Consider the following 21,657-nt stretch of genomic DNA (forward strand, 5'->3'; position numbering starts at 1 on the left):
GTTAAACCACGCTGGGTGATGACGAAAGCGATACTAACAATTTTTTCGTTCAGTATCGCGAGCGCAGGGTATGCCGCAAATGTTGATTCCGCGAAGGGTGATAGTCGGGTTATAGCGCATATCGGCGCCACGCCACAGTTCAAGGATCAAATTGATCCAACCACGGTTACCTTTCGTCCCAATCCTGCATTAGTCGCTTTGGGGCGGCAGGTTTTTTTTGATCCGAATCTTTCCGAGCCTCGCGGTACGTCATGTGCTGGTTGCCATGATCCGGCGCGTGCATTTTCACCCACCTTGAATGCACAATCGCGTTTGGTCGGCACCACTCAAGGGAGCAGGCCTGGACATTTGAGTGACCGTAATGCACCGTCACTGCTGTATGTGCGTTATGTGCCCCAGCGCTATTTCTTTCAGGATGATGATGATCCCTATCCATCTCCATTTGGCGGGCTATTTACGGATGGACGGGCAAATGATTTGGCTGAGCAAATCCGTGGTCCTCTCTTTGATGCAAACGAAATGAATAATGCATCGCCACGTAGCTTATTACTCAAGGTTAAGCACACCCCAATTGGGCAGGCTCTATCTGCTCGCTTCGGTCAAAGCGTGCTAAATAGTCCAAATTTACTCGTCCAGCGTTTAGGTGAGGTCCTTGCGGCCTATCAGCAAAGTGATGAGATGGCACCTTTTAGCTCGCGATTTGATGATTACCTACGTAAGCGTAAGCCTCTAACCGTACAAGAAATGCAAGGCTTAGCGGTCTTTAAAAATCCAGACAAAGGCAATTGCCAGTCGTGTCATTTACTCAATGATACTTCTAATCGACCCGAGCGTTCGCTATTCACCGATTTTGGTTATGACGCGATTGCCGTACCCCGTAATCGTGCTTTAGTGGCGAATAAGAACCCACAGCATTTTGATAATGGTTTGTGTAAGACTGCTGCCCAATTGCATTGGCCTGATCCCAAGCAGTGGTGTGGCTACTTCCGCACACCGACCCTGCGCAATGTCGCGGTGCGCCAAAGTTTTATGCACAATGGGGTGTTTAAGACTTTACGTGAAGCGGTGGCTTTCTATGCCACACGTTCAACCGATCCCAAGCATTGGTATCATGGTCAGCAATATTTTGATGATGTCCCCAAAGCGTATCGTGCCAATATTAATATTAATTCGACTCCGCTTAACCGCAAAGTAGGGCTTAAGCCTGCGCTATCCGATACGGATATAGATGACCTTGTTGTATTTTTAAGGACGTTGACCGATGCGCGTTATGTCTCAAAGATGCCGTCACTTAAAGATCAACTCGTTATCACGCCATAAGTCCTTATATCTCTAACTGTGCGAGCACTCTTTGGGCATTGGCTGAGCATTCCAAATGCTCAGGTTTATTTTCAATGCTATCAATAATAGATAAGAGCTGAGCTTTGTTTTGGGTTAAACGCTGCTGCAATGCATCGATTTCGAGGATCTTTTGTCTAAGGCGGGTGAGCAGTTCATCGTGTTGCCAGCCTTTTGTATTCTCAGGCAGCATATTGTGGATTTCTTCCAACGTGAATCCAACTTGTTGGGCACAAGTGATGATGCGCAATAGCTGCAAGGTTTGCGCGGGATATTCACGATAACCATTTGCTTTGCGGTGTACTTTGCCGATCAGACCACGTGCCTCATAAAATCGTATACGAGACGAAGCGAGTCCACTTTGTTTTGCAAGTTCGCCGATTTTCATGGATGGCCTCGTCAGATAAGCTTGACTTTAAAGTTAACTTTAAACTTATGATCAGCATCCCGTCAAGGAGATCTCCAACATGATCGCATTTCAGGCTTTAACATTACCCAATGGTTCTATCATTCCAAATCGTATCGCGAAGGCTGCCATGGAGGAAAATATGGCAGATGCTGATCAAGCACCTTCAAAACCTTTGATGCGTCTCTATCAGGCGTGGGCAGAAGGCGGTGCAGGTTTACTATTGACGGGCAATGTCATGGTTGATGGCCGAGCGATGACCGGACCGGGCGGTGTAGTACTAGAAAATGAAAAAAATCTGGATAAGTTTCGCCAGTGGGCCCAGATCGGTCGTTCCAGAGGCGCCCAGTTCTGGATGCAGATTAATCATCCCGGCCGACAAGTCCAAGCTGCGATGGGTCAGGAGACTTGGGCGCCATCGGCGATTGCGCTGGATCTGGGAAAAATGTCCAAATTCTTTGGTCAGCCAAAATCCATGACCGAGGCAGAGATTGCTGAAGTTATACAACGCTTTGTACATACCGCGCAGTTGGCTGAGAAAGCTGGTTTTACGGGTGTAGAAGTGCATGCTGCACATGGCTATTTATTGAGTCAGTTTTTATCACCACTTAGCAATCAGCGCACGGATCAATGGGGTGGCCGATTAGAGAATCGAGCCCGATTACTTTTAGAAATCGTCAAAGCGATACGCAATACGGTCTCTCCGCAATTTGCTGTATCCGTCAAACTCAACTCCGCAGATTTCCAGCGTGGCGGTTTTAGCGCTGAAGATGCAAAGCAAGTCGTGGAAATGCTGAACGGTCTTGCGGTAGATCTTGTTGAGCTGTCTGGAGGGAGCTATGAGGCTCCAGCCATGCAGGGAGACGCTCGGGATGGGCGCACTCTGGCACGTGAAGCGTATTTTCTGGAATTTGCAGAAGAAATTGCAGCAGTTGCGAAGATGCCCCTGATGGTGACAGGTGGTATTCGGCGTCATGAGGTGGTTAAGCAAGTGATTAGCAATGGTGTGGCCATGGCTGGAATCGCGACAGCATTAGCGATTGATCCGAATCTGCCGCAGAGATGGCGAGAGGGGCAGAGTGCTGCGCCGCAGCTGGCGCCGATTAAATGGAAGAATAAGACTCTGGCATCACTTGCGAATATGGCCGTAGTCAAGTTTCAATTAAGCCGACTTAGTCTCGGACGCCGTCCTAACCCCAGTGTCTCTGCATTTTGGGCACTGTTACTTCAGCAGTTTGCGACTTCACGGCGTACTCGGCAGTATCGCCGTTGGATTGAAGCTCAAATTAAAAAATGATTTTTGAGAAGAGACTCAAGTTGTGAATGATAAATGGCTCAAAATAGTTATTTATTCTATATTAAGTATCTAATTAATATAGTAAATAACTGTTTTGAGTATTTAAGGGTAGTAAATAAGAAAAAGATTCCAAATGGATGGTTTTGTAACGGGAATGACATTGATTTAAGCAAGAATGCTGCTACTCAATTTTCATTGTCCTAGCGATTACTCATGCAAATCAACTCTCATCACTTCAATCTTAATGTTATTTCACAGAGCATCCTGATTGTTTTGGCAGCAACCTGCCAATATGGATATGCCGCAGATCGTACACCGGGTAGCGATCCCGAGATTGCTTCGGCAAAAACGATAGATTCGGCTCCACTGAATAATGTGGTGGTCATGGCTAAAAAGACTACGCGTTCTGCCGTGTCTCTATCGGGGACCGAAATTCAAAAGGTTCTGCCTGGTGCAAATCCGTTAAAGGCGATCCAGACTTTACCTGGGGTTTATTATGTGACCGCAGACCCTTGGGGAAATAACGAACAAAATGCTCAGCTCTTTGTCCATGGCTTCTCTCAGCAGCAATTGGGATATACCTTTGATGGGGTACCGCTGGGTGATCAGCAGTACGCAAACTATAATGGTTTATCTCCTCAGCGCGCAGTGATCAGTGAAAACGTCAAAACGACGACTTTGAACTCTGGTGCTGGTGATCTCTCTACGGCATCCACGTCCAACTTGGGCGGAACGATCAATATCCTGTCTTCGGATCCTGCGAAAGAAAAAGGGCTGCAATTCAATGAAACTTTAGGAAGCTATGACACGCGCCGTACCTTTTTGCGGGTAGATACAGGAGAGTCCGAAAGTGGTAACTCGCTGTATGCTGCCTATGCTAATCAGCGTGCGCGTGCTTGGGACTTTAATGGTCGACAAGGTGGTAACCAGTTCAATCTCAAGTTTCAGCATGTGGATGATGTCGGCAAGCTGACCTTCTTCTATAATTTTTCCGATAAAATCGAGCCAAACGAAGACTCTGATCTATTTGGTGTTGCAGCGGGTGCACAAACTGGGGCGACGCCTTACACCCGTCCTTTCCTCTATCCTGATTTGAACCAAGCTCTAAACTATCTGGGTAAGAATGGCGCCTTACCGGCCGGTGTTGGTAATAATTTCCAGAATTACTACAGCGCGGCGCAGCGTAAAGATCATTTGGCTTATCTGAAGTATGAGTGGAATTTAGCTGACAATATCCAGTGGTCAAACCAGATCTATTATCATCATGATAATGGTGCGGGCTTAGTGGCAGGACCGATTTCTCAGGCTGGTTTGCCTGCGTTATTTACCGTGTATTATCCAGGCCAGAATTTGAGTCAGCTCTTTGGTGGATCGGGTTATGCTACTCGTGAAACACAATACAACATCAATCGCTTTGGCTACTTATCCAAACTGAATGTTGAACTCGCTGAGCACAGTATCGAAGCCGGCTTCTGGTATGAGCATAATCAATCCACGATGATGCGAATGTGGTTTCCATTCTCCGCCAGCAGTCCAACAACCCCTTATGAGTCTGAGCATAACCCTTTGATCGTGCAGTATGAGGGCGTGGCCAAAGTTCAGGAGTTCCAACCGTATATTCAGGATCAATGGCATATTCGTCCTGACCTGACGTTACTCGCCGGTGTGAAAGGATCGTATCAGTTCGCTGGTGGAACCGTGCCAGTACAGCAGGTCAATGCAGCAAGCAATAAAAATCCAACGCTTTATCCTTCGGGCACTATTGATACACGCTTTAACTTTCTGCCTAATTTTGGCTTAATCTGGAAGGTAACACCTGAATCTCAAGTATTTGCCAATATTCAGAAAAATGCGCGTCAGTTCCCAACGAACATTACCAATGCGCCCTCTCCGTGGAGTGTAGGTAGTCAGGCGATTTTTGATAATATCGCAGCCAATGTGAAGCCAGAGACATCGTGGACCTATGAGCTCGGATTACGCTCACAGAACCGTTTTGCGGATACGTATGGTGTCACCGGTTTAGATAGTCAGATTAGCTTGTATCATGTGAAGTTCTCTAATCGTTTGCTTTCGATCAATCCAACGCCGCAGTTGGCGACCTTTGTTAGCTCCAGTGCGCCAATTGTACAAAACGTCGGTGGTGTAACGACCGATGGTATTGATTTGTCTGGCACGATCTATCTTGGATCGCACTTTAGTCTCTACGACGGTGTGTCGTATAACCGATCCGTATATGACAATGATTACACCAGTGGCACAACAACCTATTCAACTTCAGGCAAGCTGATCCCAGCGACCCCAGAGTGGATGAATAAGACAGTGGCCAGTGTGAAATACGGCAGCTTTGAAGCGCAGGTCATCGGCGATTATGTCGGAAAGCGATATGTGACTTATACCAATGATGCGGCGGTAGCGGGTTATTTCTTACTGGGTGCAGAGGCCTCTTATCAGTTGCCAAAAGCCTACGGGATAGATAGCAAGCTGAGTCTGAACGTCACTAATATCGCAAATAAGAAGGGATATTCCAGTTTGGTTGTGAATGGTCCGGTCTATGCGACTTCTGGTTATGCCGCTTATCCTCTGGCGCCAAGAATGTTCTTTATTACCTTGTCGACCAAACTGTAAGCGTACTGAGTTAAGGCCTCGGCTGATATCTGGCCTATAGGCCTTTGCTGAAAGTGAAACTGAGCTTTTGTAAAAAACGCCCTGATGATTTTCTCATGAGGGCATTTTTTATGATTTCGATTGAGGTGATTAAGCGGCTTCTTCAGCGACAATTTCTTTCAATGCGACTTCGATTGGTCTGTTTTTGAAACCTAAATCGCGCTCTGCTTTACTGTTATCCGTACGGATTGCAACTGGGAGCGGCGCTGCTAACACTTTAGGTCCGTATCCTTTGGCTTTAACCAATGCCTTGAAGAAGGTCGAGAATTGATGCCCTTCGCCGCAGACATTATAAGACTCACCGATACTTGCGTCATTCTGGATGGCGCCAACCACGGCATCTGCAATATCGCCTGCATAAACAAACGGTAGCGTGATACTCGGAAGGGGTAAGAAGGGGAGCTTTAGCAAGCGATACATCGGTTTTAAGGTATTGTAATCGCGTGCGCCGTAAACCAAGCTTGGACGCAGCGCGGTCATATCGAGTTGTAGGCTATGCGCGAGTTCCCAGCCCAGCACTTCACTGACCTGTTTGGTTGCACGATAAGGTCCGCCCTGACGCTTGGCGCCATTCAATTGTTTTTGATGCTCATCCATCGGATGTAGAATCGACCAGCGGTAGATACCAAAAGTGCTGATCTGGATGATGCGTTGTACACCCGCATCATGGGCAGCCTGATAGACATTGCGAGTGCCATCGAGGTTTGCTTTCTCGTGCTCTTCCCAAGCCATCATGCTTTTGGTAGCAACATACATCGCTGCATTGGCGACTACGGCATCACACCCTTGAAACGCTGCGGTCAAGGCAGTGGTATCCGCAAGATCGGCCTTGCGAAACTCAACGCCTTCCTCTGCTAGAAATGCGGCTTTAGCAGGATTACGGACCACGCCGATCACATGAGCGCCTGCTTTTAGCAGACTGCGGCAAATATATACGCCGATCATTCCACTGGCGCCCGTTACTGCGACTGTTTTTCCTTTGAGGCTACTCATTACGTATTCCTTCTTTTTTATCTGTATCGTAGATTTTGTTGAGGTGTTATTTGGCTGGGACATGTGTGGTGGTGACTTCTGCGATGAGGCGACCATTGCTTCCCGTTACGGTGGTTCTGACTACGGTCACGCTGCGTCCTTTTTTGACAAATACCGAGTTCGCTTGAAACACGCCATCTTGCTGATTGCCCAGTAAGTTGGCATTGAGGTTAATCGCTAGAGGAAAGCCGGGTTGGCCCGGTGAGAACTCGGCAGTACCCGCCGCAAGTACGGTCGCAACCACATCTGCAAACCAGAGTATGGCACCCGCATGAGCAACCCCAAAAGGATTTAAGATGCCTTTTTGTACAGGCATTTCCGCAATCACTTTGTCGCTACTTTGCTCAATGATGCTGAATTCGATTTGTCCTGATATTTTCATGACTGGGTCCTTAGAAAGTCTAAAAGAATAATGCCTATACCCAACTGACAATGCAATCAGTGCATCTGAACCCACTATTCGAAGTTGAGGTAAGCGAAAACAAAATCGCATCTTTGTTCAATGGCTAAATTATCGCTAAGTGAAAGAGGTTTTAATGACCGGAGAAGACTTAAGTCGTGATCACCGAGCCAATTGCTTCACAAGAATTAAATTTATAGCGGACATTGAGTACTTCTGATCGATATTTTTGAGAGGGTCTTGAGAAAGTTGCGTGTCACAAGTATATTGATTGTTAAATGTACTAATCGGGGTGAATTCAATGGACAGCCTTGAACTCTCTGTACACAAAAATGATGCTCTTGTCGTTGATTTACGCAAATTTTCTCGTCAGTTAGTGCGAGAACTTGGCTTTATGCGCAATACATTGGCAGACAGTGATCTTGCACCCTCTGCTGTCCATGCGGTAATTGAAATTGGATTAAATCCTGGAATTCAGGCTTTCGATTTAGCTGATCTTTTACGACTCGATAAGTCCAATACCAGCCGTCAGTTGGCGAAACTGGAGTCACAGGGCTTTCTAAAACGGGAAGCAGATCTGCGTGATGGGCGCTCAAGCCGATTATTTCTGACCGAATCAGGTCATCAATTACGCAATAAGATTGACCAATTCGCAACGGATCAAGTTTCTGGTGCCCTTAGGCAGCTTTTGCCCGCCGACCAGATATCCTTAATTCGAACGCTTTCCCTTTATGCTGACGCATTGGCAAACAATAATAGGCAGGTTAAGCCAAAAGTGACTCGGATAGACGACCTTATTTATCAAGGCTATCGCTCAGGATGTATAGGCGACATCGTTAGCTTGCATGCACGTTACTATGCACAAACTTCGGGTTTTGGTCTTTTCTTTGAAGCCAAAGTGGCTACGGAGTTGAGTGCTTTTGTCCAGACGTTGCCATCTCCAAACAAAGGGTTATGGCTATATCTTAAAAATGGTAAAGCATTGGCTTCGATCGGTATCGATGGAGAAGCTGCTTCTGGTGTAGCGCACTTAAGGTGGTTTATCGTTGATGAGTCACTTAGGGGAACTGGAGTCGGTCGGCGTTTACTTTCAATCGCGTTGGATTTTGTCGACCGGCGATTCAAAGAAACGTATCTTTGGACATTTAAGGGATTGGATGTTGCTCGGCATTTATATGAATCATTTGGGTTTCAGTTGGCTGAGGAGGCTGATGGCGAGCAGTGGGGAGGGCGTGTAAGGGAGCAGAAGTTTTGTCGTCGTATTGGGTAGACTGGAAACGCGCTGAAATAGAGTGTTTTTTTAATTCTGCCAAAATCATGTCAGAAATGATTGGTAGATAATTATTGTATTGATTTTTCAATGATAAATTGGTCGGGACGGAAGGATTCGAACCTTCGACCTCTTACACCCCATGCAAGCGCGCTACCAGGCTGCGCTACGCCCCGAGACATTTATCTCGCTAAACAAACCATTTACTTAGAAGTAAACATGCCATTCAGCGAGCCGCTAGTTTAGCGATTTTTATCCGTTTGTCCAGAAGCGGAATGCAATTATGCGCTGGTTTTCTCGCCAAAAGACTTTAATCGTTCAATCTGACGTTCATTTGCCTTGTCTGTAAGTTCTTGCATGACATCGATAGCTTGATGGACATCTGCCAAAGTCTTTGCATTACCACCGCTTAACATCTGACGCCAAGACCGTGCGCCCACTTGGTATTGAAATAAACCCAGCAAATGTCGTGTCATGGAGGATAGGGCAATGCCCTGTTCCATCTGCTCTGCGAGATAAGGCATGTACTGCTGCATGATGGCAAAGCGATCTGGTAAAGCATGCCCATCCATGATGCCCGCTTGCGCCAAGATATACGGATTGTGATAAGCAGCCCGCCCAATCATCACGCCATCAGTCACGGGGAGTTGCTGTTCAATCTCTTCGGGTGTACTGATGCCCCCATTGATCTCGATGGTGAGATGAGGACGTTCTTGTTTCAGACGATAGACATCTTCGTAGCGTAGTGGGGGAATGTCACGGTTCTCTTTAGGACTGAGCCCTTGCAGAAAAGCGATCCGAGCATGAACGATAAAGTGACGACAACCAGTAGCGGCGACGGTATCGACAAAGTTCAGCATATTTTCATAGCTGTCCAAATCATCAATCCCGATGCGATGTTTGACTGTTACGGGGATGTCTACTGCATTTTGCATGGCTGCGATGCACTCAGCGACGAGTTGAGGTTCTGCCATCAGACATGCGCCAATCTTGTTGTTTTGTACCCGATCGGAAGGACAGCCGACATTCAGATTCACTTCGTCATAGCCGTAGTCTTGTGCCATCTTGCTACAGGTTGCCAGTGCTTGTGGGTCAGAGCCACCCAGTTGTAGTACGACTGGATGCTCGGAATCATTAAAGCGTAAATGACGATCCCGATCACCGAAGATCAATGCACCAGTGGTGACCATCTCGCTATAGAGCCAAGCAGTGGGATTAAATAGGCGTGCAAAGTGACGATAATGACGGTCCGACCAATCCATCATGGGAGCGACGGAAATTCGCTTGGATGTTTGTAGTTCTGTAGATGTCATTATGCCGTAGCTCCCGCTTTTTCAATTTGCTTGGCTGGGCGCAGTGTGATCATCAATACGCCGATGATATTTAAGCCGCAGCCTAACCATTGTACCACCGACAACGACTCACCTAAAAATGCCACTGCAAGCACAACCGTAATAATGGGACCACCCGCACTGAGCATTGCTGCTTGAGCAGCGCCCACGCGCGCAATACCTTGCATTAAAAACGTTGCAGGAAGCACCGTGGAAAAGATGCCCAATGCAACACCGAGTCCTAGAATCGACCACGAGAAATGAGTCAGACTGGCAATCGGCTCAGGCTGTACGATGAGGTAGTGAATGAGTGATGCAATACAGGCAACGCTCATAGCTAGACCTGTAAAGCGCCAGCTTCCGAATCGACGAATCAGTGTAGGCGTCATGATCAAGTAGAGTGCATAGGCGACTGCACTGGCAAAAACAAAGAAGCTCCCCGTCCATACATTGCTATGTGCTTCAGCCGCTTGAGCGCCTTCACCCAGCATCACAATAATGGTTCCACCATAGCTTAAGGCTATAGCGAGGATCGTGCGTAGGTGGATGGCGCGTTGATGCAGCGCGGCCATCATCAGCACTGTCAGTGTCGGATAGAGAAACAAGATGATACGTTCAAGTGAGGCGGTGATAAACGTTAGTCCAATAAAATCTAAAATACTGGCGAGGTAGTAGCCGATCAAGCCAGCAAGTAACAATAGTCCCCAGTCCTTTATGCTCGGCGGTGTCGGATTCTTTGGTGCGATATAAGCGATCAACAAAAAGAATGGCAATGCACTGACCATGCGCAAAGCCAATAGTGCAGGTGCACTGAGTGTCGGATCAAGGCCGTAAGCGGTTTTAATCAGAATGGCTTTGATGGCAAATAAAAAGGCCGACAATAAGACACAAATTGAGCCAAAAAGGGCATGTTTGCGTGGATAGGAGGGGGACGAACTGGGCATGAGCGAAATAGCAAACCGTGATACAGCGAGGGCGTGGATTTTGAGCTATTTATGATCAAAATTCAATGTGGAATTGATCCGATTGGCAAATGTATATGCCTTGAGCCAATAAGATATTAGAAATGCCAATTTTATATTTTACAAATACATCCAATTCAAAACAGTTATCTTCGTCTAATATTAGACGCAGATAGGTACTAATTATATGATGGGTCTGGGCAGGACCGCTGCATTGATGCAGTCGATCAGTTGTTTGACATGGATCGTCTCTAATGGCCAAGAACATTTGTAAGCAAATAATGTGATCAAAATTAATACAATAGATCTTTAAGGGTGGGGGTATGGAAGTACTGGTGTTATTTGCAGCCGCGCTGGTTTTATTTCCTTATATTGCGGTTATCGTACTCCTGATTCGCACCTCTGATCTGCGTAAAACGTTGAATGCACGCATTGACCGACTTGAAAAACAACTCAATCAGCCGACCCATCAACAGCAAGCCGCATCAACAGCGTCTTCAACAGCAACAATCGCAGCAATTGTCGAGTCTTTAACCCCAACTGCTGCATCCTCGATTGAATCGTTGCCTCAAGTCGCAGTCGTTGAGTCTGCTATCGCCCCATCAGGTTTGCCACCTCCAGATGTTCTAAATTCACAGATTAAAGATTCTATCTCAGAACCAGTATCGATTACTCATCAAGCATCTTTTCAAAAAGCCAGATTTAATCTTGAACCCGATGAACGTTCAACGGATCTGGTGTCATCGGTTTGGCGTTCCTTATTGGCTTGGTTTCAAGGCGGTAATGCGATTGTCCGTGTGGGCGTGATTGTTTTATTGATTGGTGTCGTGTTGCTGTTGCGTTTCGCCAGTGAGCATGTTGTGGTGCCGCTTGAAGTACGCCTTGCGCTGGTTGCATTTGGCGGTTTTGTTTTGACCTTGCTTGGAATTCGTTTAGCCGCAAAATCAAACCTGCCACAAAGTATGCAAACGACTTCTGAGTCAGAGTTACACGATCTGGGCGATGTGAAAGAGGCAGTCGTTGCGGCGTTATCGCGCCGAGGTTATGCCTTAAGTTTGGAGGGTGGTGGGCTGGCAATATTATATTTGACTTTATTTGCTGCCTTCCGTTTATATCATCTACTCCCAGATATGCTGACTTTTGGTTTACTGGCGAGTTTATCTGTCATCACTGCGGCACTGGCCTTAAAACAAGATGCATTCCCTTTGGCGTTTATGGCTTTTGCTGGTGCGTTCTTAGCGCCTATTCTGACGTCAGATGGCAGTGGTAATGTCGTGGGGTTGTTCAGTTATTATCTCCTGCTGAATACAGCAATTGCTTGGCTTGCCCATTATCGAACATGGAAAGTCTTGAATCTGCTCGGGGCATTTTTTACTTTTGGACTTGCGGGATTCTGGGGGTGGCAGCAATATCATATCGAAGCATGGGCAACGCTGGCTCCCGTGCTGCGTTGGCCACTTGAAGGATTATTACTGGTTCATTTAGGGCTGTATTTGTTTATCGTCATACGCTATAGCCAGCAATTGGCGAAGTTGCAAACGCGCAATCAACATGTTCCGATAGTAGATGGATCACTCTTGTTTGGTGTGCCGATACTCGGCTTTGGTTTACAGGCGGGGTTACTCCATGATTTGCCCTATGCACTGGCGATTAGTAGTGCGGTGTTGTCTGGAGTTTATCTATTACTTGGGCGTTATCTCCTACGTCAGGGCGGCTCGCTACGGTTATTAACCGAAGGTACTTTGGCCTTGGGCGTTGGCTTTTTGGCCCTAGTCTTGCCTTTGGCATTGGATGCACAGTGGACTTCGGTAGGCTGGGCGGTGCAGGGTGCGGGGCTTGTGTGGATCGGGCAGCGTCAGCAGAGACCTTGGTCAGTCGCCTTTGGTTTACTACTTCAACTGATTAGTTGCGGTGTACTGGCTTGGATGGCACTGGACAGCAGTGGTTCCATCAATATTGGATTAGGCGTTTTGGCTGCCACGCTTTTGGTTTCAGCGGCGTTGCTTCGGATACAGAACACATCCCATCATGAAACCTCTACGGATCAACCCGAAAAATCTTCTCGATTTTGGGGGCTTGCAGGTATTGTGCTGAGTGTGGGGCTGGTCGCCAGTGGTTTATTTATCGATTTGAATTTATCCAAAGTTGATTATTTTGCAGAGAGTCATTTAGATTCTTTATTTGCAACCCGTATTGCAATCGATCTCTTGATTATCATTGCTGCAGGTTTGTTTTTAGATCGATTACTGGGCTGGTTTGAAGTTAATTGGTCTGTACGCGTGTTGTTACCTGTAACGCTGTTGGTTGTTTTAGCCAGCTACACAAGCCATCTATTCTTGCCGTTAAGTATTGTTTGGATCATCTTGGGTATGCTATCGCTGATTCGCTTAGCAACGGTCGTGTCAGAAAATAGCTTAGGCCACACAATCATAAAACCGAGTTCCAGCCGAGGGGATCAAGTGATTTGGGCCAGCGGTATTTTATTGCTTGCCACATGTGAGTTCGTCCTTTTATGGACGATTCCTGCATTGATTCCCGCATTGTTGATTCTTGGCTTTATTGCTCTACAGCGTGTCCCTGCTTGGCTGAATCGAGACCGTCTACTAGAAGATTTAGCATTACCCATTTTGGTTTTATTGGGGGTATGGGTGTTTATTGCCAATATCGAGATCGATGGCCGATTCTTTGGCTTGGTCTATGTGCCGTTGATTAATGCTTTGGACATCACCTTTGCTTTGGTTGGGTTTGCAGCTTTCCGTTTATCTTTTTATGTTGTACTTCCATTTAAAAAAATCATTTACACGGCAATGGGTGCTGCAGTTTTCTGGACACTGACTGGGATCGTTGTACGCACCTTACATGAGTGGGCTGGTGCACCGCTTTGGCCAGATGCATGGCATGACGATACTGTGCAGACCTCGCTCACTATTGTCTGGACTTTATTAGCACTACTCTTAACGGGTATTGCAAGTCGTCGTGCTTGGCGTGAGGTTTGGATTGCAGGCATTGTCCTGCTCGTTGTGGTCGTGGCGAAATTACTGTTGGTTGATTTATCCCATGTGGGTGCGATGGCGCGTATTATCTCGTTTATTGGTGCTGGGTTGATTATGCTCTTAATTGGTTATATTGCCCCTTTGCCCCCTGCACGTGCAAAACAAAATGAAGTGAATAAAAATGGTACACCGCAAATTGACGGTAGTCAGGAAAAAACAGTAGATCAGAATAAAGTAGGGACAACCCATAATGAATAAGATGAAGATGGCGGATAGTCGATTTCAGGATCAAAGCGCCACCCGCAAACGAATTTTTATCGCTTGCTTCACGGGCTTCTTGGTAAGTTCGTTTGTCGATGCTGAAACCGCACCGATCCATGTCCGTATCCCGATTCAAATCGTTAATGCCGCCTCTGCTTCAAATTCGGGCATTCAGAAAGTTGATTTACCCCTTAATGTTATTGCGCTCCTCAATCGACACTCCAATCATGATGATCGCAACTATCAGGTTTTGGATGCGAATCGACATGTGATGCCTATTCGGATCAAGACCCCAATGGAACCCGCCCAAGAAGAGGAGGTAACGTTGCGTGCTTATCATTGGCCAGCACAAGCGCCTATGACATCAAACGATGCGGCACGTCTTGAGTTTCAACTGAGTGATGGGCAAACCCAAGCGACCGTTACATTGCCTTCAAACTCATCCAGCAATGCTCAGCCTAAACAGTTAGAGCAGGCAGGTCATGGTAAGGATCAGAAGTGGTTACTTGCGATGCCCGTGCAGGCCAATCAACCGATCGATAAAACCAGTGATGTGCGTAAGATTACGTTACTGTGGCCAAAGTCTGCGCTGTCGATGGATGCGACTTTAGAGGGGAGCGATGACTTGGTCAGTTGGTCTCAAGTCGCGACGGCATCCCTGCTTGAGACTGCGGAGCCTGCTGCGGATGATCGTCAGCTCAAGCAAAGCAGCATACAAGTGAGTGAGCAGTATCGATATTGGCGATTATCACTATCTGCACCGCTGGCATTAACGGGTGCTAATTTGACGGTTGTGGTACCCGAGAAGAATGTACTCCAAACCCAGAATGTTGTTTTTCAGCCGAATAACCAACAGAGTAGTTCGCAACAAACGAGCGCTCAGATTAGTGAGTGGCTATTAGATCTTCCGATTCCAGTTGCGGCATCTGCTGTAAAGTTTTCAATCCCTGAGAACCAAGTCTGGTCTTTGTCGTTATCGGCTTTGTTGCCTACTCAAAAAGGTAATCGACATGCGGTAGATAAATGGCAACTGCTGACACAGCAAAGCCTGCATCATTGGAAAAATCCGCCCGTAGGCCAAGAGGCCGTCAAAGACACGCTTTGGCTTGCTGATCAGAGTGCTACAGATCTTGATCAGTCCTTACTTAAAGCAGTGAGTTGGAAGTTACAGGGCACAGGCCCACGTACCGCACCATTGCCTGCGACCATTTATGGCCCAACGCAGGCTTTATATTTTTTAGCCCAAGGTCAAGCGCCCTATCATTTGGAAATTAATAGTCCAACGGATAATAATTTATTAGATTCAGATTTGCCGGTAGATTTACCTGAAGCTCAAGCTGCACAATTGGGAGCGATCCAGATCATTCCCCAGACTATTCCTTGGCGTAGATATGGCCTCTGGAGTATTTTAGTCATCATTGTGACCGGACTTGGATTTGCAGCATGGCGTTTAATCCGAGGATTAGATCGACAAACGGATTGATGGATAGGGTAGAACTGCTCAAAAATCAATAAACCGACTTTGTAAAGTCGTGCAACCTGATGGCAGGCAGCGTATAATCGCGTTTTGATGCTGCCATATGTTCTAGCCTATGTTATATGCGTTGACTCGCCCTGCACTGTTTGCACTCGATCCTGAACGCGCGCATTATGCGACGTTAGCTTCCATCGCATGTGCGACCCGATTGGGTGTTCTGCCACATCTTTTTCCAAAAATTACTCAACCTGTGCAATGCATGGGGCTTACCTTCGATAACCCCGTTGGTCTTGCTGCTGGACTTGATAAAAACGGCGATTACATCGATGCACTGGCCGCTTTAGGTTTTGGTTCGATTGAAATTGGAACAATCACGCCTCGTGCGCAGTCTGGTAATCCTAAACCACGTTTATTCCGCTTGCCGCAAGCCGATGCGATTATTAACCGCATGGGGTTTAATAACGCCGGTGTTGATGCTTTGGTTGCAAATGTACAGAAAGCAAAATTCAAAGGTGTTTTGGGTATTAATATCGGAAAAAATTTCGATACACCTGTAGAGCGCGCATCAGAAGATTATTTAAAGTGTATGGATAAAGTCTATGCACATGCATCCTATATCACCGTCAATATTTCCTCTCCCAACACGCAAGGTTTACGTTCGCTGCAAAGTGGCGACGCCTTAAGTGAATTGCTTGAAACCCTAAAAAATCGTCAATCGCAACTACACACAACTCATGGTCGCTATGTGCCCTTGGCGCTTAAAGTGGCGCCCGACTTAGAACCAAGCGATGTTGAATTCATCAGCCAACAGCTTTTACGTTTTGAGATTGATGGGCTGATTACAACCAATACGACGTTGTCTCGTGTTGGGGTGGAGTCTTTAACCCATGGCGCTGAAGCAGGGGGCTTATCGGGTAAACCTGTTTTCGCAAAAAGTACGCAAATTCTTGCAGATTTCGCCGCACGTTTGGATGGCAAAATTCCTTTGATTGGGGTGGGCGGAATTACAGCAGGCGCCGATGCCAAAGCAAAGATTGATGCTGGTGCGACATTGGTCCAAATTTATAGCGGTTTGATTTACCGTGGGCCTGATCTGATTAATGACGCGGTTCGAGCATTGTCCTAATGGATGGTCTGAGTGGCTTTTCCGCGCTAGATATCGCGATCGCAGTGATTGTACTGTGGAGTTTGTATCGCGGATTTAAAGTAGGGCTGGTTCAATCACTCGTTGGTTTGTTGGGTTGGTTTGCCACTCTTTATATGGGCACACATTATGCGCGGAGTATGGCGCATGTTTTTGCCAGTGTGGTGACCGATCCTGTTTTGCAAACAGCTTTGGCGTTCTTAGTCATCGTTCTGTTGATGTTGACCATTGTGTGGGGCTTTAGCATGTTGCTGAAGTCTTTGATTGATGCTTTAGCTTTGACGCCTTTAGAGAAGCTAGCAGGCGGTGTGTTTGGCGCTGCGCGTGGTGTATTGATTGTATTAGTGATAATGAGTCTGATCGGCTCTTGGGCGAGTAAAGAGAAGTGGTGGCAGCAATCTATTTTGGCCCCGTCTCTGTTGCCCTATGCTCCGCTTGCAATCAATGTCGGACGTGATCTTGCAACGACAGCATGGGATGAATTGAATTCAAAACCCCATGTGTCTGAGCAGAGTCCGCTTGAAATTAAGCAACATCACCCCGATGTAGAGCGCACGCATTAAGGTATTGTGATTCCTTTTGAGTCGTTCATGCTCAAAAAGAATCTGTAGTAAAACGTGTTGTACAGATTGTATTGTTCATTTTATTTTTGTTCCAGCCATCCGCGAGGTTGTTATGTGTGGAATCGTAGGCATTGCCGCTCAAACGCCAGTTAATCAAATGTTATATGATGCTCTGACGATGCTCCAACATCGCGGGCAAGATGCGGCAGGGATCGTGACGTTTCAAGACGGTCGTTTGTTCCTGCGCAAAGAAAATGGCATGGTGCGTGACGTGTTCCACACTCGCCATATGCGTCGATTAGTCGGCAATTTTGGCATGGGCCATGTCCGTTATCCAACTGCAGGCTCAAGCAGTTCCGCAGAGGCACAGCCGTTTTATGTGAACTCACCCTATGGGATCACGCTTGCACATAATGGCAATTTAACTAACGCCGATAAAATCGCAGCGACTTTGTTTCGCTCTGATTTGCGCCATATCAATACTGACTCGGATTCTGAAGTATTGCTCAATGTGTTTGCACATGAACTGCAAGCTCTGGGTAAAGAAAATCCAAATGAAAATGATATCTTTGATGCCGTGACTAAGGTCTACAGCCGCTGTGAAGGGGGCTATGCCGCGATTGCAATGGTCACTGGTTATGGCTTGTTGGGTTTCCGTGATCCGCATGGGATTCGTCCACTGATTTACGGTGAGCGCGATGCTGAAAACGGTAAAAAAGAATATATTTTAGCGTCTGAGTCCGTCGCGATTACCTCGCTTGGCTTTAACGTGGTGCGTGATATTGAGCCAGGTGAGGCGATTTATATCAACTCGGACAGCCAGATTTTCACAAAGATCTGTGCAAAGAACCCAGTCTATAATCCCTGTATATTTGAGTACGTGTATTTCTCTCGTCCAGATTCAACCATTGATGGTATTTCAGTCTATAAATCACGTATGCGTATGGGTGAGAAACTCGCACATAAGATTCTGCGTGAGTGGGGTGAGGATCATCAAATTGATGTAGTCATTCCAATCCCTGAGACCAGCCGTACTGCTGCACTTGAACTCGCCTCGTTATTGGGTGTGAAATATCGCGAAGGCTTCATGAAGAACCGTTATATCGGTCGTACTTTCATTATGCCGGGTCAAAGCCAGCGTAAGAAATCAGTTCGTCAAAAACTTAATCCTGTCGAACTTGAGTTTAAAGGGAAGAATGTTCTGCTGGTTGATGACTCGATTGTACGCGGTACAACCTGTCATGAAATCATTCAGATGGCACGTGACGCCGGTGCACTACAAGTCTTCTTCGCATCTGCAGCGCCACCTGTGAAATTCCCGAATGTCTATGGCATCGATATGCCTGCAAAAAGTGAATTAATAGCGTCAGGTCACACGGTAGAAGAGGTACGTCAAATCATCGGTGCAGATCGCTTAATCTATCAAGATCTGCAAGATCTGATTGACGCTGCGCGTGAAGGTAATCCGCATATTGAGCGCTTTGATTGCTCAGTATTTGATGGCGAATATGTCACGGGTGGAATTGATGAAGCCTATTTAAATAAACTTGAAAAGAGCCGTAATGATCAGGCGAAATCAGGTGGTGTGACGCTGGTTGAAGTGATGGGTGATACACCTGTGGATATGACTGGGGTGAAAGAAGAGGCTTGATTTGATCAATTAAGCTGCAGTTTTTCATGCTTGAAATATAAAAAGAGTCGGCTCATTTCTGAGCGGACTCTTTTTTATTGCGTACAAAAAACAGGTCTTAATGCAAAAACAGTCTTTCGGTGACCATGACTAAAGGCTTCTCTAAAGATCGTTGCAGGCGTGGGTGTAAGTCCAGCGGTTTAAGCAACATTTTCATGGTCATGCTGGCTGGAATATGTCTGCGCAGGAGTCTTTGTGCACGGCTACTAACCAGCTGGAATTCTGGGTCGTTATTAATGAGGTCTGGATACTTGGTATTAAAGACATGGCGTAAAGCAATGTCACCGTCCTCATTTTTGATTTCACGTACACGCCGAATCAGTGCACTTAATATCGAGAGGCGGCTGAGTTTTTCTACTTTTTGATAGCGTTTAAAATGGTGAAGAAAGTTTTTGTAGTGACGCACTTCATCATTTTGAATGTATTTGGTGAGTTGCTTCAGCACAGGTTCATCAGCGATTTCGTTCAGGGCACGATATAGACTTGCCGTTCCTGTTTCAACCACGCAGCGTGCAGCTAATTCAAGGCCTCGGCTACTTTCCAGTTGTTCGGTTGTACATATCTGACCATATTCATTCCAGAAGGCCTTAAAGCCTTTATCCCAATCAAAATCGGGCCAGACATGTTTTACATAAGTGGCAAGGGCTAGACCATGCTGAAGCTCTTCATGCTCCCAATGATTACCCAGCCAGGTTTGTAGTACGTCATTTCCGCTAAAGTGGTCGACCAAATTGTGGGTGTAAAAATCAGATCCACTTTCGACAAATGAGGCGCTACATAACAAGAAAAATAAGTCTTCATTGTGCCGAATTTGCTGTACATCAATACGGTTGAAGTCGAGGCTTTCAAGCGTCCAAGGTTGGGTCGAAGAATAGCTCATGTGATGTCCTGCATAGTGCCTACCAGAGTGTTATGTATAAATCATGACAGGCGCAGCGAATAGTGTGTATTGTATGAGTGTTACGATGTAAAGTTTTTTGTTGTTCAAGGGGTTGGCGCATACATACGTCTTTTAATGCGATTGATTTAAAAATTGATTACAGAGGATCTGAACCGCAGGTGCCAATATGCTAGAGTCCTGCCAGCCGAACCATGCAACTTCGCTGATTTCTTGTAGTGCTCTGGGTTGATTTTCCCAGCAAGCCGTAAAACAAACCAGCTCAACTTCTCCTGCTTGACCATAAGCTGGTCCCTGAACGGTATATAAATAGTCTATGGATTCAGGGTGTAACGTAATTCCTAGTTCTTCCAAGAGCTCCCGTTGCAGAGCCTGCTCAGGGAGCTCAGCTTGCTCAATTTTTCCTCCCGGTAGATACCAGTGCTCATTTTCTCGGACGCGTACCAGTAAGAGTTTGTCGTTTTGAACGGAAACAAGGCAAGCGCAGCGTAAAATTGTCATGGCATTAAAATTAAGAAGGCAAGTAAGAGGGAAGGAGTTAATGTTTGCGCTGTCTTACGTAAGAAATTAGCCAGGCAATAATGGCGCCGAGTGTGGCAATGGCCATATCTTTATGCGCATCCCAAACATCACCTTGCTGACCATTATAATTCTCAGCATCTTTAGGGGACATATCAATTGCAATCACCCATTCAATGAGTTCGTAAAACATGCTGGATGCCATGACAAATTGAATGACGAGCAAGGCAATCTGTCCACGGCGCGCTTGCGGTAACCACACGGAGAAAAAATCAAAGATGATTTTATAAAGGAGTAGCCCATAAGAGAGGTGTACCAACCGATCATACATATTGCGTGACCAGCCAAAATACGCATTGATATCGACATGCAATAAATGCTTAAACCAATCGTTATACGGGACGTATGAGTAGAGATAGTGTGCGCCAACGATATGAATTAATAGAAAAATAATACACAGTGCAAAGCCAGTACGACTCACATAGTGCTTATAGGTGAGCCAAAGAATCAATAAGACACCGAGTTGGGTGCCTGATTGGTGCAAAAGATAAGCCGGCACTTCCAATGGGTGGATTGAAGCGATCGCCGATGCAATCACAAGTAAACTGAGCCACCGCCAATGAAATGAATCAGGCTTTGGGAAAGGTACTGATGTTTTCTTTTGAAAGGATAGAGTGCTCATAGCTAATCCTTATTTTTCAACTTATAGTTACATGAAACTTTATTGAATTCTATAACTCATGATAGACCACTAGTCGTCTATTTTCATCGCCACAAACTGACCTTCAAAATGTCCGACCTCTTGGCCTTGGTACTTCAACACACAGAGGATAGTAATGCGGGCTCGTCCACGACGCTGTAACGTCTGAGTGAATTTATCCCAATCCAAAGGATTGACGAGACTCGAGTGCGCGGTGAAGGTGCCATCAATGGGTAGGTCATATTCCATCTTATTGCGCTGGATGACGAGGCGGCTTTTAATGCCTTCGCTAAGCAGGCGAGTATGCACAAATGCCCACGCTGCAAGGATTGCGACGGCCGATGCACTGCCACCAAATACGGTATCCCGATGATTGATGTTTGGTGCTAAAGGGGCGCTAACCACCACGCCTTCATTAGCAATCTCAAGAATGGAGATCTGCATAGCGTTGGTTAGAGGGATGTGCTGGTGAAGGTAGAGTTCGAGCTGTTTTGGTGTCATGATGTATATCTCAGGTTGTTGATATACAAGTATATTTATAGTTTTTGGGGTCTTGATGTTTTGCTATTGGCATCCTGCATCGTACTTGAGTCATCAATTCTCTTTTCCGTTTCATTTTATGTCGGTCTGATCAGTTATATCGGTTCTCGTTGTAAAAGTCTATGGCATAAAAGGAGTATAAGCAGGATGGTGACTAAGCCACCATCCTGTT

18 protein-coding genes and 1 tRNA gene are annotated in these 21,657 nt (G+C 46.3%); 9 read left to right on the forward strand and 10 right to left on the reverse strand.

Annotated elements, in window-relative coordinates; genetic code table 11:
* The first annotated feature begins 18 nt into the window (after positions 1–18).
* Positions 19–1,320, forward strand: coding sequence for a cytochrome-c peroxidase (locus HYN46_RS05130; RefSeq protein WP_114900624.1), 1,302 nt, complete (start codon positions 19–21; stop codon positions 1,318–1,320).
* A 4-nt stretch (positions 1,321–1,324) separates the two neighbouring features.
* Here HYN46_RS05130 and HYN46_RS05135 read toward each other — a convergent pair whose 3' ends face one another.
* A complete protein-coding gene (locus HYN46_RS05135; RefSeq protein ID WP_114898384.1) occupies positions 1,325–1,726 on the reverse strand; it encodes a MerR family transcriptional regulator in 402 nt (133 codons plus the stop codon).
* Between the two features lie 79 nt (positions 1,727–1,805).
* Between HYN46_RS05135 and HYN46_RS05140 the strand changes: the two genes are divergently transcribed.
* Together HYN46_RS05140 and HYN46_RS05145 are read left to right on the forward strand one after the other, a co-directional pair.
* Entirely contained in the window at positions 1,806–3,041 is a 1,236-nt protein-coding gene (locus HYN46_RS05140; RefSeq protein WP_114898385.1) for an NADH:flavin oxidoreductase/NADH oxidase family protein, read from the forward strand.
* Between the two features lie 213 nt (positions 3,042–3,254).
* A complete protein-coding gene (locus HYN46_RS05145) occupies positions 3,255–5,666 on the forward strand; it encodes a TonB-dependent receptor (RefSeq protein WP_114898386.1) in 2,412 nt (803 codons plus the stop codon).
* A 129-nt stretch (positions 5,667–5,795) separates the two neighbouring features.
* On the opposite strand, the gene HYN46_RS05150 is transcribed toward HYN46_RS05145, so the two are convergent.
* The gene (locus HYN46_RS05150) at positions 5,796–6,698 is read right to left on the reverse strand and encodes an NAD-dependent epimerase/dehydratase family protein (protein ID WP_114898387.1); all 903 of its coding nucleotides are present in this window, start codon (positions 6,696–6,698) and stop codon (positions 5,796–5,798) included.
* A gap of 46 nt (positions 6,699–6,744) precedes the next feature.
* Positions 6,745–7,119 (reverse strand): PaaI family thioesterase, encoded by a 375-nt coding sequence (locus HYN46_RS05155; protein WP_114898388.1) that lies wholly within the window; start codon positions 7,117–7,119, stop codon positions 6,745–6,747.
* 319 nt (positions 7,120–7,438) lie between these two features.
* Between HYN46_RS05155 and HYN46_RS05160 the strand changes: the two genes are divergently transcribed.
* Positions 7,439–8,407 (forward strand): bifunctional helix-turn-helix transcriptional regulator/GNAT family N-acetyltransferase, encoded by a 969-nt coding sequence (locus HYN46_RS05160; protein ID WP_114898389.1) that lies wholly within the window; start codon positions 7,439–7,441, stop codon positions 8,405–8,407.
* 99 nt (positions 8,408–8,506) lie between these two features.
* Here the strand turns inward: HYN46_RS05160 and HYN46_RS05165 are convergent.
* The 3 genes from HYN46_RS05165 to HYN46_RS05175 all read right to left on the reverse strand — a co-directional run bounded on the left by HYN46_RS05165 (position 8,507) and on the right by HYN46_RS05175 (position 10,682).
* Positions 8,507–8,583 (reverse strand) — tRNA-Pro (locus HYN46_RS05165).
* Between the two features lie 105 nt (positions 8,584–8,688).
* Positions 8,689–9,720 carry a tRNA dihydrouridine(20/20a) synthase DusA gene (gene dusA / locus HYN46_RS05170; protein WP_114898390.1) on the reverse strand — a complete coding sequence of 344 codons (1,032 nt, stop codon included), beginning with the start codon at positions 9,718–9,720 and terminating at the stop codon, positions 8,689–8,691.
* Positions 9,720–10,682 carry a DMT family transporter gene (locus HYN46_RS05175; protein ID WP_114898391.1) on the reverse strand — a complete coding sequence of 321 codons (963 nt, stop codon included), beginning with the start codon at positions 10,680–10,682 and terminating at the stop codon, positions 9,720–9,722. Before HYN46_RS05175 ends, dusA begins: the two co-directional genes overlap by 1 nt.
* A 341-nt stretch (positions 10,683–11,023) precedes the next feature.
* Between HYN46_RS05175 and HYN46_RS05180 the strand changes: the two genes are divergently transcribed.
* The 5 genes from HYN46_RS05180 to purF all read left to right on the forward strand — a co-directional run bounded on the left by HYN46_RS05180 (position 11,024) and on the right by purF (position 18,789).
* Positions 11,024–13,951, forward strand: coding sequence for a DUF2339 domain-containing protein (locus tag HYN46_RS05180; protein ID WP_114898392.1), 2,928 nt, complete (start codon positions 11,024–11,026; stop codon positions 13,949–13,951).
* Positions 13,944–15,437, forward strand: coding sequence for a DUF3999 family protein (locus tag HYN46_RS05185; RefSeq protein ID WP_114898393.1), 1,494 nt, complete (start codon positions 13,944–13,946; stop codon positions 15,435–15,437). Before HYN46_RS05180 ends, HYN46_RS05185 begins: the two co-directional genes overlap by 8 nt.
* A gap of 109 nt (positions 15,438–15,546) precedes the next feature.
* A complete protein-coding gene (locus HYN46_RS05190; protein WP_114898394.1) occupies positions 15,547–16,557 on the forward strand; it encodes a quinone-dependent dihydroorotate dehydrogenase in 1,011 nt (336 codons plus the stop codon).
* On the forward strand, positions 16,557–17,138 hold the full coding sequence (locus tag HYN46_RS05195; protein WP_114898395.1) for a CvpA family protein: 582 nt from the start codon (positions 16,557–16,559) through the stop codon (positions 17,136–17,138). The genes HYN46_RS05190 and HYN46_RS05195 overlap by 1 nt, the downstream gene beginning before the upstream one ends.
* A 112-nt stretch (positions 17,139–17,250) precedes the next feature.
* Entirely contained in the window at positions 17,251–18,789 is a 1,539-nt protein-coding gene (gene purF / locus HYN46_RS05200) for an amidophosphoribosyltransferase (protein WP_114898396.1), read from the forward strand.
* A 97-nt stretch (positions 18,790–18,886) separates the two neighbouring features.
* On the opposite strand, the gene HYN46_RS05205 is transcribed toward purF, so the two are convergent.
* The 4 genes from HYN46_RS05205 to HYN46_RS05220 all read right to left on the reverse strand — a co-directional run bounded on the left by HYN46_RS05205 (position 18,887) and on the right by HYN46_RS05220 (position 21,446).
* Positions 18,887–19,708 (reverse strand): ferritin-like domain-containing protein, encoded by an 822-nt coding sequence (locus HYN46_RS05205; protein ID WP_114898397.1) that lies wholly within the window; start codon positions 19,706–19,708, stop codon positions 18,887–18,889.
* 132 nt (positions 19,709–19,840) lie between these two features.
* Positions 19,841–20,227, reverse strand: coding sequence for an NUDIX hydrolase (locus HYN46_RS05210; RefSeq protein WP_114898398.1), 387 nt, complete (start codon positions 20,225–20,227; stop codon positions 19,841–19,843).
* 37 nt (positions 20,228–20,264) lie between these two features.
* Positions 20,265–20,927 (reverse strand): DUF2238 domain-containing protein, encoded by a 663-nt coding sequence (locus tag HYN46_RS05215; protein WP_114898399.1) that lies wholly within the window; start codon positions 20,925–20,927, stop codon positions 20,265–20,267.
* Between the two features lie 69 nt (positions 20,928–20,996).
* Complete coding sequence (locus tag HYN46_RS05220) at positions 20,997–21,446, reverse strand: YiiD C-terminal domain-containing protein (protein WP_114898400.1); 450 nt, start codon at positions 21,444–21,446, stop codon at positions 20,997–20,999.
* Positions 21,447–21,657 lie beyond the last annotated feature (211 nt).

Origin of the sequence: Aquirhabdus parva (assembly GCF_003351745.1) — a bacterium.
Taxonomy (GTDB): domain Bacteria; phylum Pseudomonadota; class Gammaproteobacteria; order Pseudomonadales; family Moraxellaceae; genus Aquirhabdus; species Aquirhabdus parva.